General features: G+C 39.6%; 12 protein-coding genes. All 12 read right to left on the reverse strand.

Going from position 1 to position 18,159, the window contains the following annotated elements:
- Positions 1–18: 18 nt before the first annotated feature.
- The gene (locus KGF34_RS07045) at positions 19–2,232 is read right to left on the reverse strand and encodes a starch-binding protein (RefSeq protein ID WP_252558563.1); all 2,214 of its coding nucleotides are present in this window, start codon (positions 2,230–2,232) and stop codon (positions 19–21) included.
- Positions 2,233–2,426: 194 nt separating this feature from the next.
- Positions 2,427–3,764: an MATE family efflux transporter gene (locus KGF34_RS07050; RefSeq protein ID WP_252558564.1), complete on the reverse strand. Its 1,338-nt coding sequence runs from the start codon at positions 3,762–3,764 to the stop codon at positions 2,427–2,429.
- Positions 3,765–3,974: 210 nt separating this feature from the next.
- Positions 3,975–5,675 (reverse strand): phosphoenolpyruvate--protein phosphotransferase, encoded by a 1,701-nt coding sequence (gene ptsP, locus KGF34_RS07055; protein WP_252558565.1) that lies wholly within the window; start codon positions 5,673–5,675, stop codon positions 3,975–3,977.
- Between the two features lie 58 nt (positions 5,676–5,733).
- On the reverse strand, positions 5,734–5,997 hold the full coding sequence (locus KGF34_RS07060; protein ID WP_195411201.1) for an HPr family phosphocarrier protein: 264 nt from the start codon (positions 5,995–5,997) through the stop codon (positions 5,734–5,736).
- 112 nt (positions 5,998–6,109) lie between these two features.
- A complete protein-coding gene (locus tag KGF34_RS07065; RefSeq protein WP_252558566.1) occupies positions 6,110–8,053 on the reverse strand; it encodes a PTS fructose transporter subunit IIABC in 1,944 nt (647 codons plus the stop codon).
- Between the two features lie 38 nt (positions 8,054–8,091).
- Positions 8,092–8,997 (reverse strand): 1-phosphofructokinase, encoded by a 906-nt coding sequence (gene pfkB / locus KGF34_RS07070; RefSeq protein ID WP_022235582.1) that lies wholly within the window; start codon positions 8,995–8,997, stop codon positions 8,092–8,094.
- A complete protein-coding gene (locus tag KGF34_RS07075) occupies positions 8,994–9,743 on the reverse strand; it encodes a DeoR/GlpR family DNA-binding transcription regulator (protein ID WP_022235581.1) in 750 nt (249 codons plus the stop codon). The genes pfkB and KGF34_RS07075 overlap by 4 nt, the downstream gene beginning before the upstream one ends.
- 316 nt (positions 9,744–10,059) lie before the next feature.
- A complete protein-coding gene (locus KGF34_RS07080) occupies positions 10,060–12,162 on the reverse strand; it encodes a leucine-rich repeat protein (protein ID WP_252558567.1) in 2,103 nt (700 codons plus the stop codon).
- Positions 12,163–12,520: 358 nt separating this feature from the next.
- Entirely contained in the window at positions 12,521–13,000 is a 480-nt protein-coding gene (locus KGF34_RS07085) for a dCMP deaminase family protein (protein ID WP_186935491.1), read from the reverse strand.
- An 18-nt stretch (positions 13,001–13,018) separates the two neighbouring features.
- Positions 13,019–14,362 carry a triacylglycerol lipase gene (locus KGF34_RS07090; RefSeq protein ID WP_252558568.1) on the reverse strand — a complete coding sequence of 448 codons (1,344 nt, stop codon included), beginning with the start codon at positions 14,360–14,362 and terminating at the stop codon, positions 13,019–13,021.
- Positions 14,363–14,455: 93 nt separating this feature from the next.
- Positions 14,456–16,339 (reverse strand): molecular chaperone HtpG, encoded by a 1,884-nt coding sequence (htpG, locus tag KGF34_RS07095; protein ID WP_186935494.1) that lies wholly within the window; start codon positions 16,337–16,339, stop codon positions 14,456–14,458.
- Positions 16,340–16,514: 175 nt separating this feature from the next.
- The gene (locus tag KGF34_RS07100) at positions 16,515–17,957 is read right to left on the reverse strand and encodes a CAP domain-containing protein (RefSeq protein WP_252558569.1); all 1,443 of its coding nucleotides are present in this window, start codon (positions 17,955–17,957) and stop codon (positions 16,515–16,517) included.
- Between the last annotated feature and the right edge of the window lie 202 nt (positions 17,958–18,159).

Consider the following 18,159-nt stretch of genomic DNA (forward strand, 5'->3'; position numbering starts at 1 on the left):
GATTATAACTTTTACGAATTATGCGATATAAATCTGTAATGCGGTTGCGTCAAGAATATCAAGCTTGCCGTCGCCGTACATATCGGCAGCGTCAAACCAAGCCTTGTTTGTAACATCAATAAGCTGATTTTTATCGTCATTTGAAATGTGAATCTGTAAGTGTGTAACATCGTTTACATCTACAACTCCGTCGCGGTTTACATCGCCCTTGAGGATAGTTTCCTGCTCGCCGCCGTCCGAAATATAGAATGACTTTGTGCTTTCAGCTATACAGCCGTCTGAATCAATAGCCTTTACAGACAATGTGTATGTGCCTGCATTATTTGCTGTAAAATTGTATGTATTGTCAGATGAAGTCTTTACAGTTGCACCGTTTACCGCAAACTCGTAAGTAACATTGCCATGGTTGTTGTATGGCTCTGCTTTAAGCTCGAGTGCTGTGCCAACAGGCTGAGATGAGCTCTTGTCTGCGCCAAAGTTTACTTCAAACTCTGCCTCCTGAACCTGTGTATCAGGGAGGATCTTGCCAAGTCTTGCAAGCGGAACTGTAATGTTGTCTATATCCTCTTTTTCGTGTGAAGTAGACGGATCGTAGCTGTATTCACCATCTGCAACATCAAGCATTGAGGGGTCGTGTGGAAGTGTATCCATACCCGAAGTACCGTATGTGAGAATCTGCATTGCGCCAATGCCCTGAGTTTCTACATAATTTCTGTCGATACCGAGTGCAGAGTAAGGAATAGCAACCTCGTAAACATAACCGTAGTTTTTCTTGTAGCCGAGTTTAAAGAAATCAACCCAATTTGAGTTAGGGTCAGTGTTGTCGCCTAATGTTCTGTCGCCCTTTACTTCTCTTACACCGTAGAGAGTTTCGCTCTTTGTGCCGTTTGCATATTTAATTTTGAATCCGTTCCGGTTATCCTGTGCCTGATAGCTTGTTACGCCAATCGGAACTCTTGTATCATAATCAAACAGGTATGTTCCGTCCGTATCCTGAACATCAGCCTTGAAGATTGATGCGCCGCCGTTTGAATTGTTTGAATCGAAAGCAACAAGTGTATCAATGTGAGTTGTAAAGCCTACACCGCCGTCTTTTGCTACGCCGCCGTCACAACCCCATACAAACGGATTTGTGTAAACAGAGCCGTCTTTGTTTGTGCCTACTGCCTTGCCTGTTGCCTGCTTGCTTGGGTCTATTGAAAGCGCAATATACATTGGAATACTGTTTCTCCAAGGGCGAGCCTCATTTGATGCCGCAAAATTATCGCTCGGAGAAGTAATGTATGATGTATTTGCCATTTCCCACATAAAGTAGAGGTTTTCATCGTCCCATGCGCCATAGAGAGCGTATGCGTCCCACGGCTGCTCATGCATTGAAGATGGCATATATACTCGGGGGTCATCGTTTGCTGTACCCTGAGCAATAATCATTGAGCTGTCCCAATCGCTTACATCGCCGTCAACAGAAATTGTCTTGTATTTACCCAGCTGCATATTCGGGTTTGTTCCGTAATAGCCGCTTTCGGGAGCTGTTGTGTGTCCGTCCGAGTCAGCAGAAAAAGTTGTTTTGTCTGCTGTAAATGTTTTGTTGTAAGTGAAAGTCTGTGTTGTTTCAACACCGTCATCGCCTGTTGCTGTAAGCACAAGAGTAATTTCGCTGTTACCGATTTTACCCTCGCCTATTTCAATAATTGTGCCGTCGGTATAAGATTTTTTTGCCGAACCGTCAACAGAATAGTATCCTACTGAGGCATTTTTTAGTCCGAGCTGAACCTGCAAAAATTCTGACGAAAAGCTTTTACCGGAGGCTGTGTAAGCAATTCCGTATCCATGAGAATCAGGCTTGCCGTAATCTACCCACTGCTTTGCGGCTGTGAGAAGCTTGCACTGACCTGCCTTTAAAGAAAGTCCGCTTGCCTTTGGATACTGCTCCTTGCCCTCGTCCTTTTCTTTGCCGTTATTAAAAATAATGCTTTCTGATTTATATGCTGAAGTAAAGCTTGCCTTGTAAAGTCCGTTATCAGTTGCGCTCATCAGCTGACCCGGCCATTTGGCATTTTCTTTTGTGCCATAGGCATAAATATAAACATTTTCCCAATTAAAAACCGAATTATCAAAATATACCTCTGAGCCGTCTGCTGCGGCAGCCGCCGAAACAGCTGTTATCACCATGGCAGACATAATGATAGCTGCACTAAGCAACAAACTTATAATTTTTTTGCTTGTTTTCATAAAAAAAATCAACTCCTAAATTCAAACTTTATTTAAAATTATATCATTGCCTCATTTTATTTACAACAATAAAAAATAATTTTGTTTACTTGACCAAAGAGTATAAATGATTTTTGAACAAAAAAGCAAGGCATATGACTTATTGTATAAATCATATACCTATATTTTATATAATATTTTTATTTAGTTTACAGTTATCTCTTATATATCCTTTTCCACTTGCCTGTTCTGTACTCCAAAAAGGATATAACCCAATTTGAAAACCAACCGATCGGCACTGCAATCCATACCATTTGCAAGCCGAAAATCGGTGCAAATGCCATTGCGACAAACACACGGATAAACAGATTTACAAAGTTTGCGACTGTAAACATTTTCATATCTCCAGCACCTCGCAAAAGTCCGTCAACCGCCATTTTAAATCCGATAAAGCAGAAGAACCACCCCATAAAACTAAGGTATCCGCAGCCCGTATTCATTGCGGTTATTGTGCCGTCATCACCGAGAAACATTGATACAATCGAACCGTTAAAAGGTTCTATAATCAGAATAAGTAAAAGAGAAAATGCTGCCACAAGAATGTTTGCGGCATGGTAACCCTCTACAACACGCTTTTCATTCTTTGCACCCAAATTTTGCGCAGTGTACGAAGACACAGCATTGTTTATACTGTTAAAGGGAACTATGCAAAGCGATTCCACTCTTATTGCGGCAGAATATCCTGCGAGAGCCTCCGAACCGAAGCCGTTTACCACCGACTGCACAAGCATCATTCCGATTGATACCGTTGACTGCTGAATAATTGACGGAAAAGCAATTTTTGCCATAGGCAAAAGCTCACTCTTTTCAAAAAATTTTGCACGACCTATGTTGAGCTTTTTAAACTCCCACACAAGCACTATGAATGATAATACAACCGAAATTCCTTGTGCAATAAGTGTTGCCCAGGCAACGCCCGTTACACCCATACTGAAATTTTTTACGAGCAAAAGGTCGAGCGCAACATTGAACACCGATGAAAAAATCAAAAAATAAAGCGGTATTTTAGATTTTCCGAGTGCATTGAACATTGCGGAAAGCACATTATACATAAATAAAAACGGCAAACCCGCAAAGTAAATGTTCAGATAATCGACCGCCAGATCAAGTACATCAGACGGAGTATTGAGCGCAATAAGAATAAGACGGCTGAACACAAGACCGATAATTCCAAGCAAAACACTAAGTGCGGTAAAAGCAATCAGCGCAGTGTACACTGCCGTTTTTGTCTTTTTATATTCCTTGGCGCCAAAATACCTACTGACTATTACCGACGCACCTATTCCGCCACCAATTGCCACACAAATAAAAATATTCGTAAGCGAATATGACGCACCTACCGCCGCCAAAGCCTTTTCACTTACAAATCTGCCTACAATAGCCGAGTCCGCCATAGTGTATGTCTGCTGAAAAATATTACCTATAATAATAGGCAGAGCAAACACAAAAAGCGCATACATCGGCTTTTTCTTAACTAAATAATCATTATTCACATAAATCACCTATCCGCAGATATTATAACATATCTTGTCGGAAAAAGGAATATTGTTTAATCACGGTTTTGCAGATGTACACCGCTAAGCCATAAATTAAACCAATTTTGATAAAGAACCTCAGAAAAGGCTTTGGGCAGTGCTCAAACGAACACTGCCCTTCGCAAACTATTATTTAGAGTTTGATTATGAAACTTGTTATCTGATTAATTATAAAAGAGTTTTAAGATAGTCGCTTATCTCTTTTTCGGTAGTCATTGCAAGTACCTTTTCGGCAACCTTGTCTGCCTCTGCCTTTGACCATGTAGAAATTGTTTTTCTTACCTTTAATACCGACGGTGCGGATACACTGAACTCGGTAAGTCCGAATGACATAAGTAACGGCACCATCATCGGGTTAGCCGCTGCCTCGCCGCACATACCTACAGAAATATTATTCTTGTTTGCGCAATCAATAATATACTTAATGCCCCTTAATACACTTGGCTGTAACGGAGAATACAGATATGCAACATCGTCATTTCCTCTGTCGCAAGCCATTGTATAACCCGTAAGGTCATTTGTACCAATGCTGAAAAAGTCGGATTCTTTTGCAAGAATATCAGCAATCATAACTGCCGCCGAGGTTTCTGTCATAATGCCTACAGGGATATTTTCGTTAAATTCTACTCCCTGTTCCCTAAGTTCAGCCTTAACCTCTTCAACAAGAGCCTTGCCCTCTCTAAGTTCTTCAACGGCTGTAATAAGCGGGAACATAATTCTTACATCGCCAAAAGCGCTTGCTCTTACAATTGCACGGAGCTGTGTTTTGAACAAATCTTTATGCTTTAAGCAATATCTGATTGCTCTGAAGCCCAAGAAAGGATTTTCCTCTTTTTTAAGTCCGAGATAAGGAATTTCCTTGTCGCCGCCGATGTCAAGAGTTCTGATAATTACAGGCTTTCCCTTTAATGTAAGTGCCGCCTTTTTGTAAGCGTCAAACTGCTCGTCCTCTGTAGGCAAAGCGGTTCTGTCCATAAATAAAAATTCAGTTCTGAACAAACCAACGCCCTCGCCGTCTGCATCAACTGCCTTTATTGCATCCTCCGGCTTGCCGATATTGCAGAAAAGCTCATATTCCTCACCGCTTAAAGCTTTAGTTGCCTTGCCTCTGAAATTTTCAAGTTCTTTGCGCTCTTTAAGAAAATTAATTCTCTTTGTATCGTACTCCTGAATAACAGCGTCATCCGGCTCATCAATTACTACGCCCTCACTGCCGTCAACGATTACATAAGCACCGGCCGAAAGTTTTGAAACCGCACCGTTTACGCTTAGCACGGCGGGAATTTCAAGTGCCCTTGCAAGGATAGCCGAATGAGATGTTTTGCCGCCTGTTTCGGTAATAATTCCGACAATATTTTCTTTATTGATGCCTGCTGTCATGGACGGAGTAAGTTCTTTTGCGACAACTACCGTACCCTTTGGCGCTGCCGAAAGTTTTACTTCTTTTACTCCGAGCAAAATGCTTAGCATACTTGTTTTTAAGTCTTTTACATCTGCCGCTCTCTGCTGTGTAAGTTCGTCATCTGTGGCAGAAAACATAGAGATGAACATATCGCACATATACTCAAGTGCAGCCTCGGCACACTGACCGTTATCAATCAACTTTTCGATTTCGCCGCACATATACGGGTCTTTCATCATCTGAATGTGACCCTCAAGAATTTCTGCCTCTTTTTTACCTGCCGACGCTTTCAGCGCATCTGCCTGTGCCGCAGTATTGTCGCAAAATATTTTAACCGCATTTCTGAAACGCTCAACCTCTGCCTCGGTATCCGTAACAGTTACATTATTATATTCAAGTTTTGCTTCTTCTACAATCATTACTCTTCCGAGTCCGATACCCTCGGAAGCGGGTGTTCCGTGTAACATAACCTCACCTGCTTTCAAATTTTAGAAAGAAAGCGTGCCAAAAGACACGCTCCCGTTTTTATTCACCAAGTCCGCCTTCAATAAGCTCTACTGCCTTTGCAAGAGCCTCTTCTTCGTCAGGACCGTTACATTCTACTACAAACTCGCTGCCGCACTTAATGCAAGCTGCAATAATATTTAAAAGACTTTTTGCATTGATTTTGTTTGAGTTGAAATCAATTGTAACATCACTCTGGAACTTTGCCATTGCTGTTGCAAATACTGATGCGGGACGCATATGAAAACCTGATGCATTATTTAATGTAAGTTTTTTTGATACCATAATAGAAAACCCCTTTATAATAGTTTTGTGTCAGACAGGGAGGGTTACTCCCTGTCTGAATTAAGTTTATTTTATCATATTTTAAGAAAGAATGGAAGATTTTTTGTGAAATTTATTTAACTTTTTTAATCTCTCTGTTAAGAGGTTTTTTAAGAAGTGCAAGCATAAACATTGAAACTACTGCACCGATTGCAAGAGCAAGGAGGTAGAAATACCATGTACCCTGCATTGTTGCGAATACGAAGATACCGCCGTGAGGAGCCATAAGCTTACAGCCAAAGAGAGCTGAAAATGCGCCTGCTACTGCAGAACCAACGATACATGAAGGGATAACCTGAAGCGGATGACCTGCTGCGTAAGGAATTGCACCTTCTGTGATGAATGAAAGTCCCATTACATAGTTTACGGGAGCATTCTTTCTTTCTTCGTCTGTCCAACGATTCTTGAAGAATGTGTTTGAAAGAGCGATTGCGATTGGAGGAACCATACCGCCGATCATAACTGCTGCCATAATGATGTATGCCTGATCGTCTGCGTTTGCAAGGTTAAGTGTTGCGAATGCATAAGCTGCCTTGTTGAAAGGACCACCCATGTCGATAGACATCATACCTGCGAGGAGCGCACAGAGCGGAACCATCATTGCAGGGTTAGAGGCAATAGCGTTAAGGCCGTCTGACATACCTGAGTTAATCATACCCATGAACGGGTTGACTGCGCACATTACAACAAGAATACCGCCGAGTCCGAGAAGCGGATAGATGAGAACGGGCTTGATACCCTCAAGAGCCTTAGGCATCTTATCGCACATTTTTTCAATAGCAAGCATTAAGTAACCGCCTGCGAAACCTGCAAGCAATCCACCGAGGAAGCCTGACGGAACTGTGTTAACAGCACCCGGATCTGCAAAGGTTGCGCCTGATGTTGCAAGGAAACCGCCTACAAGACCAACGAGAAGGCCGGGACGGTCTGCAATTGACATTGCGATAAAGCCGGAAAGAATAGGAACCATAAGGTTAAATGCCACACCGCCGAGTGTCTTAAACCATGCGGCTGCAGGAGTTACCGTACCGAATGTACTGCCAGCCTCCTGTGCGTTAACACCGCATGCAATATCAATGAGGAATGCAATTGCAATGAAAATACCGCCTGCTACAACGAACGGGAGCATATGTGATACACCGTTCATAAGGTGACCGTAAGCGCCGCCTCTCTTCTTTGGAGCATCTGCAGAACCGCCTTTGTGATGATATACGGGAACTTCTTTGTTTACAATCTTGTTGATAAGCTCTTCCGGCTTATGAATACCGTCTGAAACGGCACACTGTAAAACGGGCTTGCCGTCAAAACGGGCAAGATTTATTGTGATGTCAGCGGCAATGATGATACCGTCACAATTTGCAATTTCTTCTTCGGTAAGCACATTCTTTGCACCGCCCGAACCGTTTGTTTCAACCTTAATCGGAATGTTAAGGCTGTCGCCGGCTTTCTGGAGTGATTCAGCCGCCATATAAGTATGAGCAATACCTGTTGGACAAGCTGTGATAGCAAGAACTCTGTAACCCTTCTTTGCAGGAACTTCTGCCTTTGGTTCATCGGGGAACTTCTCTGTTTCTTTTGCGTCAATAATAGAGATAAATTCTTTCGGAGTTTTTGCGGCTTTAAGTTTCGCTGTAAAATCTTCATGCATTAAAAGCTGCATAAGTCTTGCGAGAACCTCAAGGTGAACATCGCCGTCTGTTGTAGCCGCTATCATAAAAATAAGTTTGCAAGGCTGTCCGTCCGGAGCCTCATAATCTACACCGTTAGGAACTGTAATTGCAGCAAGTGCAGGAGCTTTAACTGCTGTGCTCTTTGCGTGCGGAATGGCAACTTCCATACCGACTGCTGTTGTTCCCATTTCCTCTCTTGCGAGGATTCCTTTCTTATACTCGGCTGCGTTTACAAGGTTTCCGCTCTTTTCGTGCAATGAAACGAGCTTGTCGATTGCTGCCTGTTTTGATGCCACTGATACATTAAGCTCTATGGCACTTTGTTTTAATAAATCAGTAATACGCATAAATTTTTCTCCTTTTTAGTTTATTTATTTCTACCCACTCAGAATTGAGCGAGCAATTCATCAATTTTATCTTTTGTGGCAAGTCCGTTTAAAAATGCTGTTGCATTTCCGCAGGCACTGCCGAGCTTTAACGCATAGGCGTAATCATTTTTGTCAATGCAGCCGGCTACAAAGCCTGCTACCATCGAGTCACCCGAGCCTACTGTATTCAGTACCTTGTGACCTTTAATAACGCCCTCTTTATGAACCTTTCCGAATTCGTCAACAAGTAATGCACCGTCGCCGCCCAGAGAAACGAGAACATTTTTTGCACCCATTTTCTGCAATTCCTGCGCATATTTGACAACATCGCTTTCTGTCTTTACTGTTGTGTCAAAAATTTCTGAAAGCTCCTGACGATTCGGTTTGATTAAAAACGGTTTGTATTTTAGTGAATTAACAAGCAACTTTTTAGTTGCATCAACTACAATTCTTACATCTTTTCCGTCAAGTTTTTCGATGATTCTTTCATAAACATCGTCAGGCAATGTATTTGGAATATTTCCTGCAATGATAAGTGTATCACCACTCTGAATATTGTCGATTTTATCAAACAGATTCAAAAGTTCTTCCTCATCTATGTGCGGTCCTTGACAGTTGATTTCGGTTTCTTCGCCTGCCTTGATTTTGATGTTTATTCTTGAAATTCCGCTTTTAAGCGTGATAAAATCTGCTGTGATTTTAGGATTTTTAAGACCTTTTTCAATAGCCTCTCCGGTAAATCCTGCAACAAAACCAAGCGCTGTGCTCTTGATACCGAGTTCGGCAAGTACGCACGAAACATTTATTCCCTTGCCGCCGATGTAATATTCCTCACTTGTTGTTCTGTTTGTAATGCCTGTCTTAAGCTCATCAAGACGAACGATGTAATCAATTGACGGGTTTAGTGTAACTGTGTAAATCACTTCATAACCTCCTTGATTATTGTTTTTTCCGAAAACTCATTATACGGGAGTTTGTCGGTTATAATACAGCAGTCTTTAAGCTCTGCAAAGGTAATCGGAAATACCTTTCTGAATTTGGTATTGTCGGCAAGAACAAAAGACATATAACTTCTTTTTATAACTTCCTCTTTGATCAAGCCCTCTTCCATATCAGGAGTGGTAAAGCCTGCATTTAATTCAATTCCGTTAGTACCCATAAAGGATTTTGTAAAGTTAAAGGTTTTCAGCGACCTTAAACCTTCCGCGCCCATAATAGCCTCGGTAGCAGGTTTGATTCTGCCGCCGATTGTGTATGTTGTAAGTCCCTTTCTTATAAGATTTTTTGCGTGGGTAATACCGTTTGTAACATAGGTTGCGTTTTTGTTTGTAATGTAATCTGTGAGAATATCAGTGGTTGTGCCTGCGTCTATATATACAAAATCCGTATCGTTAATAAGTTTTGCACAATAAATTGCGATTGCTTTCTTTTCGTCAAGCATTATACCTTCTCTTGATTTCACATCAGCCTCATATACGCCCGAAAGCTGGTGAATTGAGGTTGCTCCTCCGAATACTTTATTAAGCTTGCCCATCTCGTCAAGTGTTGTGAGGTCACGCCTTATGGTTGACTCCGATGTATTCAAAAGCTTTGTAAGCTCCTGTACCGTGACTGTGTTTTTCTCGCTTAATATTTGAAGTATTGTTTGATATCTTTCCTGAGTAAGCATTTCCCTCACCTCTTGACTACATTATAACACCTGTTTTGTTAAAGTCAAGCAAATTCTTTCAAAAAAATTCATCAAAATTGAAATTCAGTTAGTTTATATCAAAAATTGCATATAATTTTGTACGTTTTAACAAGTGATTTTGCTTTTGCATTTTTAAGTCATTCAGATTCAGTCATAAATCAGTCAAGATTATTCAAAAATATTCTATCCCGATTACTGTCTTTTTATTCCCGTATTTTATCATTTATAAAAGCAAAAAGCTGTTCGATAACTCTTGCCCGAACAGCTTTAATGTACTTTTAATATTAAGTTTTAATTACGAAGCAATAATAGTCTGAATCTTTGTAACATCGGCAACATCAATTTTACCGTCGCCGTTTGCGTCTGCCGTCTTTGTATTTTTAATTACATATGATGAATTGCCCGAAAGATACATCTGTAAGTATGTAACATCCGATACATCTATTTTGCCGTCATTATTTATATCACCTACAGGTACAGTTTCCTCCTGCAATGCTTTGAATGTAATTTTATTTTTGATTGCGTATGTCTGCGCCTTTGTATTTTTATAGCCGTAAATTATAAATCCGTCAATAACGCTGCCATCACTATAGCCCACTGCGGTTGTACCAAAATATGTAACACTCTTTGGAATAGTAATAGATTTCATAGCTTGGCAATTTTTAAATGCAGATGTTTCGATTGATGTAAGAGTATTCGGCAAAGTTACCGAGGATAATTTTGTACAGTCATAAAAGGACATTGAACCGATTTTCTTTACTGTATTCGGAATTGTTACTTTAGTTAAATTTTTAGCGTTACTGAAAAGATTGTCTGCTACTGCTGTTGCGCCGTTTTCGATTGTGGCTGTTTTAAGTGCCGAACCGTTAAATACATCAATGCCTGCTTTGGTTACAGTCTTCGGTATTGTAATTGTTGTGAGCGCTGTTGTTCCGTTAAATGCGCTATAGCCGATTTCGGTAAGAGTATTTGGCAATGTTACCGATGAAAGTTTTTCACAATGATAAAATGACATTGAGCCTACTTTCTTTACTGTATTCGGAATTGTTACTTTAGTTAAATTTTTAGCGTTACTGAAAAGATTGTCTGCTACTGTTGTTGCACCGTTTTCTATAGTGGCTGTTTTAAGTGCCGAACCGTTAAATACATCAATGCCTGCTTTGGTTACAGTCTTCGGTATTGTAATTGTTGTGAGCGCTGTTGTTCCGTCAAATGCGCTATAGCCGATTTCGGTAAGAGTATTTGGCAAAGTTACCGATGATAGACTTTTACAACTGTAGAATGACATTGAGCCGATTTTTTTAACTGTATTCGGTATAGTTACTTTAGTTAAATTTTTAGCGTTACTGAAAAGATTGTCTGCTACTGCTGTTGCACCGTTTTCTATAGTGGCTGTTTTTAGTCCCGAATCTTCAAACACATCACTGCCTGCTTTGGTTACAGTCTTCGGTATTGTAATTGTTGTGAGCGCTGTTGTTCCGTTAAATGCGCTATAGCCGATTTCGGTAAGAGTATTTGGCAATGTTACCGACGAAAGTTTTTCACAATGATAAAATGACATTGAGCCTACTTTCTTTACTGTATTCGGAATTGTTACTTTAGTTAAATTTTTAGCGTTACTGAAAAGATTGTCTGCTACTGCTGTTGCACCGTTTTCTATAGTGGCTGTTTTAAGTGCCGAACCGTTAAATACATTATTACCGGCTGTTGTAACCGTTTTTGGAATTGTAATTGTTGTGAGCGCTGTTGTTCCGTTAAATGCGCTATAGCCGATTTCGGTAAGAGTATTTGGCAATGTTACCGATGATAGACTTTTACAACCGTAGAATGACATTGAGCCTACTTTCTTTACTGTATTCGGAATTGTTACTTTAGTTAAATTTTTAGCGTTACTGAAAAGATTGTCTGCTACTGCTGTTGCGCCGTTTTCTATAGCGGCTGTTTTAAGTGCCGAACCGTTAAATACATTATTACCGGCTGTTGTAACTGTTTTTGGAATTGTAATTGTTGTAAGTGCTGTTGTTCCTTCAAATGCATTATAGCCAATTTCCGTAAGATTGCTTGGTAATGTAACTTTTGAAAGTTTTGTACAATTGTGAAATGCCATTGAACCGACAACTTTTATTGTATTTGGTATTTTAACAGAAGTTAATGTGCTATTGTTGTAAAAAGAATTATCAGAAATTTTTACAACATTTTTATTTAAAATTTGTGACGGAATTATAATATCAGTTGCTATACCCTTATATCCCGCAATATTTACGGTATCATCTGAATTTACAGTATATTCATAGTTGCCGCTTATAAAAATAGTTGCCGCATTTGCTGTAATTGAAATCACAGATAACCCGCTTACAGCTAAAACCACAGCAATAATTGATGCTAATATTTTTTTCATTTATTTTCTCTCCTTGTCATTATGACAAAATATTTTATATACTTCTCAATATACAATAAAAATAATAGCAAATATGAAATTTACTGTCAATACAAAATTGTGCAATTCAGTTACATATACAATCATCAAAAATATAAATTTTTTTATTTGTCAACTTTAACACAAAAAGGTCACATCATTGCATAAGCGGAAAGTATTTGTGGGCTTTGCCCACACCCACAGCCTTTGAAAAAGTTGACCAAACTTTTATAATTGCTTGGAAAATCAATTTGCTAAACCATAATTTATTAATGCTATCTCAAATAATCTTATAGCCTTTGACCGAAAACAAGTCAAAGGCTATATATTTTTCTCAATATTACTTTTCAAAATCAATTGAAAGGCTCTTTTTGTCGGAAGTAAATTTACGGCACGCTACCCCTGCCGACTGCAACATTCTTTTAGACGCAACAGTTGCGGCGCTGTCGGCATATTTATCATAAAGATAAACAACCTCTGCTATACCCGACTGAATAATGGCTTTTGCACATTCGTTGCAAGGAAAAAGGTCAACATACAGCCTTGCGCCCTTAAGATTTTTGCCTCTTGCATTAAGTATAGCATTAAGCTCGGCGTGTACCACATAGCTGTACTTTGTGTCTTCACCATCTCTGCACCACGGATAATCATCATCGGAACAGCCGAAAGGAAAGCCGTTGTAACCAGTTGAAAGAATGATATTGTTATTGTCTACAATACACGCACCCACCTGAGTGTTCGGGTCTTTACTGCGCTTTGAGGCAAGAATAGCCACACCCATAAAGTATTCGTCCCATGAAATATAGTCTTTTCTTTTCATTTATCTTTATCCTCCTTATCAATAACCTGATTTTTTCAAGTCTGCAAGCATCTGCACATAAAATTCTCTTATGTCAAAGTCCTTAATATTTTCACGGTTAAGGTCAATCATATCTCCGTGAGAAATACCTCTTTTACCTTTTTTAGTAATGTATGTATATTTTTCGCCCCAGGCAAAGGAGTTTTCTGAAACCAAGCCGTCATTCTCGCCGTCAAAATATTTTACAAGATTGTATGAAAAGTTAAGCGGAAATTTTCCGCCCGACGCTCTGTTCAGCTTTGAGCCAAAGCTCTGATAATAAACCTTTGGTGAGTCAAATACATCAGCGTTAAGTTTCGTACAATTTGCCTGCGTAAGGTCGGTTACGGCAGAGATGAAGTCGGGATTTTTGTCGCCAAACTTTAAAAGTGCGTTATTGTATGCAAAAGCAATTTTGTTTTTAACATTAGGCGAAACTTTTGTTAAAAGATAGTCGGCAAAACCGCAACCACGATGCGGAGTGTTTATTGTGGTGAGCGATGCTGTCATATCTTCAACGCCGTAACAGGCAATCGCCTTTCTGCAATCAAGCCCGCCCTTTGAATGAGCAATAATGTTCAGCTTTTCACAACCTGTTTCCGCAACGATTTGTTTAATTCTCTCGGCAATCTCTTTGGCGCTGTCATCTACAGATGCGGCCGATTCGTGATTACCGTAGTAAATTTCTGCGCCATTTGCAATAAGCTCTGCCGGCACTCTGCCCCAATAATTGAAATATGTGCTGTCACGAAAAAACACACCGTGCACAAGCAACACAGGGTATTTTGTTTTGCAAATTTTCTCATTAATTCTTTTTCTGTCTTGTTCGGCTTTATCAATCTCAAAATTAACCTCTTGCATAGTTATTTTTATAATAACGCCAAGACAAAATAAATTTACAATCGGAATAAAACCGCAAATTATTCCGATAAACCTATGCTTTATACCAAGTTGAACCGATGTGCAATAAACGGAAATGATACCGTTCCAAAACAAAATAAACTCCGCAAGCAGAGCACCTCCAAGGCACAGCGCCCATTTTACCCAATTGTCAGGTAACATTTGAAAAGCCGACTGAATATAAATCACACTTGAAAGCAGAGTTGTTATTAAAAATTGCAAGAGCAATTCACTGCCGTGTGCAATCATTCTGAATTTAAAAGACGGATAGCCGTCCTTTGCACCGGACGGAAAAACATTTGCGGCAACAAACGCAAAAACACTGATAAGCGGCAAATACCACCTGTCAAGCATCTCTGCAAGAAAAATGCCGTTAATACCGACCATAAGCATAAGCGTGAGCAACAGCCTATAAAAGAATGTAAACACTCCGGATTTTTTCATTAAATCACCCGTTTTTATAATAACACGCACACACAAAAATTGCAACAAAAAAGCGGATGCAACTAATGCAACCGCTTTAAGATAATTATTTAATTACACCATAAGACTGCAAACGAGATCTGCATATTCGCCGGGATTTTCAATCGGAAGTCCTGCAATGAGGAGAGCCTGATCGTAGAGAAGCTCTGCGTACTTCTTTGCTTTTTCAATGTCTGTCTGCACTGCGCTTTCCATTGCCTTTACAGCCGAGTGGTTCATATTAAGCTCAAGAACTCGCTGAGCTTTCATACCGCTGTCAGGCTGAACTGCGTTGAAGTACTTTTCCATTTCAAATGAAATTCCGCCCTTTGCGGTAAGGCAAACAGGGTGAGAAACCAACTTTTTAGACGCAACAACTTCGCTTACCTTGTCGCCGAGTGTTTCTTTTACAAAAGTAAGGATTGCACTGCTGTCCTTTTCTTCCTCTTTGTTCTCGTCATTCTCAATGCCGAGGTCATCGTTTGTTGCCGAGCAGAATTTCTTATCCTTATACTGCATAAGTGTCTGGAGTGAGAACTCATCAATTTCTTCTGTACAATAGAGGATTTCGTAACCCTTTGAACGCAAAAGTTCTGTCTGTGGGAGATTGTCAATTGAAGAAATGTTCTCGCCGACTGCAAAGTAAATAAACTTCTGATCCTCTTTCATTCTGTCAACATATTCCGAAAGAGTTACAAGTTTTTTCTCTGTAGAAGAGTAATACATAAGTAAGTCTTGTAATTCTTCTTTATGCATACCGTAGTCGGCAGATACTCCGTACTTAAGCTGTCTGCCAAAGGCATTGAAGAACTTTTCATAATTTTCTCTGTCATTTGCAAGCATTGAAGTAAGCTCGTTCTTAATCTTCTTCTCAATGTTCTGTGCAATAGTGATAAGGTGACGGTCATGCTGGAGCATCTCTCTTGAAATGTTAAGAGAAAGGTCTGCACTGTCAACAATACCCTTTACAAATCTGAAATGTTCAGGTAAAAGCTCCTCGCAGTTTTCCATAATAAGAACACCGCTTGAATAAAGCTGAAGTCCCTTTTTGTATTCCTTTGTATAGTAATCGTAAGGTGCCTGTGACGGAATGAAAAGCAATGCCTTGTATGTAACAACACCCTCTACGGAAGTTACGATTGTATGCAAAGGCTTGTCCATAGCCATAAACTTTTCACGATAAAAATTATCGTACTCCTCCTGCTTAACATCTTTCTTTGCTCTTTGCCAGATTGGGAGCATACTGTTAAGAGTTTCGGTTTCTGTATAATCCTCATACTCCGGTTTTTCGCTGTCCTTGGTTTCTTCCTTAACTCTGCTGTGAGTCATATCCATCATAATCGGATAGCGGATATAGTCGGAATACTTCTTGATAAGTCCCTGGATTCTGTACTGCTCAAGGAACTCATCATAGTTTTCTTCCTCTGTATTGTCCTTAATTTCAAGTACAATTGTTGTACCGATTTCGTCCCTCTCTGTTTCGGTGATTTCGTAACCGTCTGCACCGTCCGATTCCCACTTGTAAGCTGTGTCACAGCCGTATTTCTTAGTAACAACGGTAATTTTCTTTGCTACCATAAAAGCGGAGTAAAAGCCGACGCCGAACTGACCGATAATGTCAATATCGTCCTGCTTTTCGCTCATTTCCTGCTTAAACTTGTATGAACCCGAAGATGCGATTGTGCCAAGGTTGTTTTCAAGGTCGTCTTTATCCATACCGATACCGTTATCGGTAATTGTAAGTGTACGGTTTTCCTTGTCGGGCTTTATAAAAATCTTAAAATCATCTCTGCTCATATTAAGCTTATCGTCTGTAAGTGCAATAAAGCAAAGCTTATCAATAGCATCGCTTGCATTTGAAATAAGCTCTCTAAGGAAAATCTCCTTATGAGTATAAATTGAATTAATCATCAGGTCGAGAAGTCTTTTTGACTCTGATTTAAATTCTTTCTTAGCCATAAAATTACTTCCTTTTTAATTAATAATGCGTACTACATTCTTTCGTACTAATATTATATTATACATCATTTTGGTTAAATTTTCAATAGATAAAGTATTGGTTATGTGTAGCATAAATAAAAAGCAATACCGTACATATCATACAGTATTGCTTTTATATTCGTCATATTGCTTTTTAGTCCTTTATAAACAACTGATCCCAATAATATTTATATTTAGAATTATTATCGATATAGCAAGAAACACCGATTTTTTCATAAGTTTTGCTCATAATACTTGCTCTGTGACCTTCCGAATTCATCCATGCATTCACAACATCCTCCGGTGTTGAATATCCTGATGCAATATTCTCAGCCGCATTAGTGTAAGATACATTGTTTTCCTTAAGAATTGTTGACCATTTTGTACCGTTAGGTCGTTTATGATCAAATAAAGTAACTGTTTCTTTTGCACGAATATCAGAAAGACCGTTAAGTGTATCATCTTTTTTCAGCGGTTTCAGTCCCTCTTTGGCACGCTCAATATTTACAAGTTCAATAACCCTGTCAGCAAATTCTCTGTTATAGCTTGTTGTAGGTTCAGGCTCAGGCTCTGGCTCAGGATCGGGCGTGGGATTCGGTTTAACCGGTACAGTTACTTCTGAAATAATCATTTGCGCTTTCGTTACATCCTGAACATCAATTTTGCCGTCGTTGTTATAATCGGCAATTTCTTTCTGCGTATCGTTAAACTGATTTTTTCCCGAAATGCCTAACTGCAAATATGTAACATCCTGTACATCAAACTTACCGTCAAGGTTTATATCATACTCGTCCGAATCGGAAATATCTTGGTAAGCGGTATTAATAACATCAAGAATAGTATTCAGCTTTTTTTCTGCTTCATCATCGTTAAGATAATCAGCTTTTTGTTTATTAATTTTTACTTTAACGCTGTCGATAAGGTCATTTTTCTTAACATTAAGTATTTTTGCAAGGTTGCCTGTTTCTTGGGGATCGACTTCTTCGTAAAAGTATACACATAAATACTCTGCCAAAAGATCGGCATCGGTCACACCGTCAGGTAAAGCAGAACCTATTACCCTGCTTGTTGAAGTAATTGCTTTTACAGGACCACACTCGGGATGATTCTTCCATGCCGCCTCTGTACATGTTTTCCAACTGTCTGCAGGATTTTCCAATAAATTACCTGTAACATAGCAGGTATCGCCAAGGCAGTTGCCGTTCATAATTGTGTTATATGTCTGCATACCTGTGTCTGCACTGAAAATTACGCAATAGTAATTGTGGTCGCCCGACTGCACGATTTCGTCGGCATTGCCAGTTTTTGCAACATCATAGGAGTATAAACCGTTATCTTCTTTAGTGCATATTTCTTTCCTTGTTTGCCAATTTGTCCATTCTCCCGTACCGTCAGCTCTCCAGATATGGCAATAAATCGTAGTATAGTTTTCCCAACCTGTTGAGTCAATATCAAAGTAAATCTTTGTGCCTTCGCCTACATTTTCATCGGTGCTTGCTGCCGACACTGCCAATCCGCCCATAGCAAGCATTGACATAGGCACTGTAAGTGCAAGTGCGGAAGCAGTAATACCTTTTAATAATTTATTATATTTCACATTATCAACCTCTTTGTAATTTTGATTTAATATTCCGCATTTTCTCAAAATATTATATTAATATGTTACAACAGTTAATAATATATGTCAATATTAATTCAAAATTTCACCAACGAAATTTTGTGCATTATTTTGTTGAAAATATGTGAGCAACAAAGTGTGCAGCACAAAAAAGGCTCCGTCAAAAGACGAAGCCTTAAAT

It is taken from the genome of Ruminococcus sp. FMBCY1, assembly GCF_023921805.1.
Classification (GTDB): Bacteria; Bacillota; Clostridia; order Oscillospirales; family Acutalibacteraceae; genus Ruminococcoides; species Ruminococcoides intestinale_A.

What these genes read in the sequence shown, in the direction of transcription:
- KGF34_RS07085 (WP_186935491.1), bottom strand. Translation starts at nt 13,000, where the DNA reads ATGAAAAGAAAAGACTATATTTCATGGGACGAATACTTTATGGGTGTG.
- KGF34_RS07075 (WP_022235581.1), bottom strand. Translation starts at nt 9,743, where the DNA reads ATGCTTACTCAGGAAAGATATCAAACAATACTTCAAATATTAAGCGAG.
- KGF34_RS07065 (WP_252558566.1), bottom strand. Translation starts at nt 8,053, where the DNA reads ATGCGTATTACTGATTTATTAAAACAAAGTGCCATAGAGCTTAATGTA.
- ptsP (WP_252558565.1), bottom strand. Translation starts at nt 5,675, where the DNA reads ATGTTACACGGAACACCCGCTTCCGAGGGTATCGGACTCGGAAGAGTA.
- KGF34_RS07060 (WP_195411201.1), bottom strand. Translation starts at nt 5,997, where the DNA reads ATGGTATCAAAAAAACTTACATTAAATAATGCATCAGGTTTTCATATG.
- KGF34_RS07045 (WP_252558563.1), bottom strand. Translation starts at nt 2,232, where the DNA reads ATGAAAACAAGCAAAAAAATTATAAGTTTGTTGCTTAGTGCAGCTATC.
- KGF34_RS07090 (WP_252558568.1), bottom strand. Translation starts at nt 14,362, where the DNA reads ATGAAAAAATCCGGAGTGTTTACATTCTTTTATAGGCTGTTGCTCACG.
- htpG (WP_186935494.1), bottom strand. Translation starts at nt 16,339, where the DNA reads ATGGCTAAGAAAGAATTTAAATCAGAGTCAAAAAGACTTCTCGACCTG.
- KGF34_RS07080 (WP_252558567.1), bottom strand. Translation starts at nt 12,162, where the DNA reads ATGAAAAAAATATTAGCATCAATTATTGCTGTGGTTTTAGCTGTAAGC.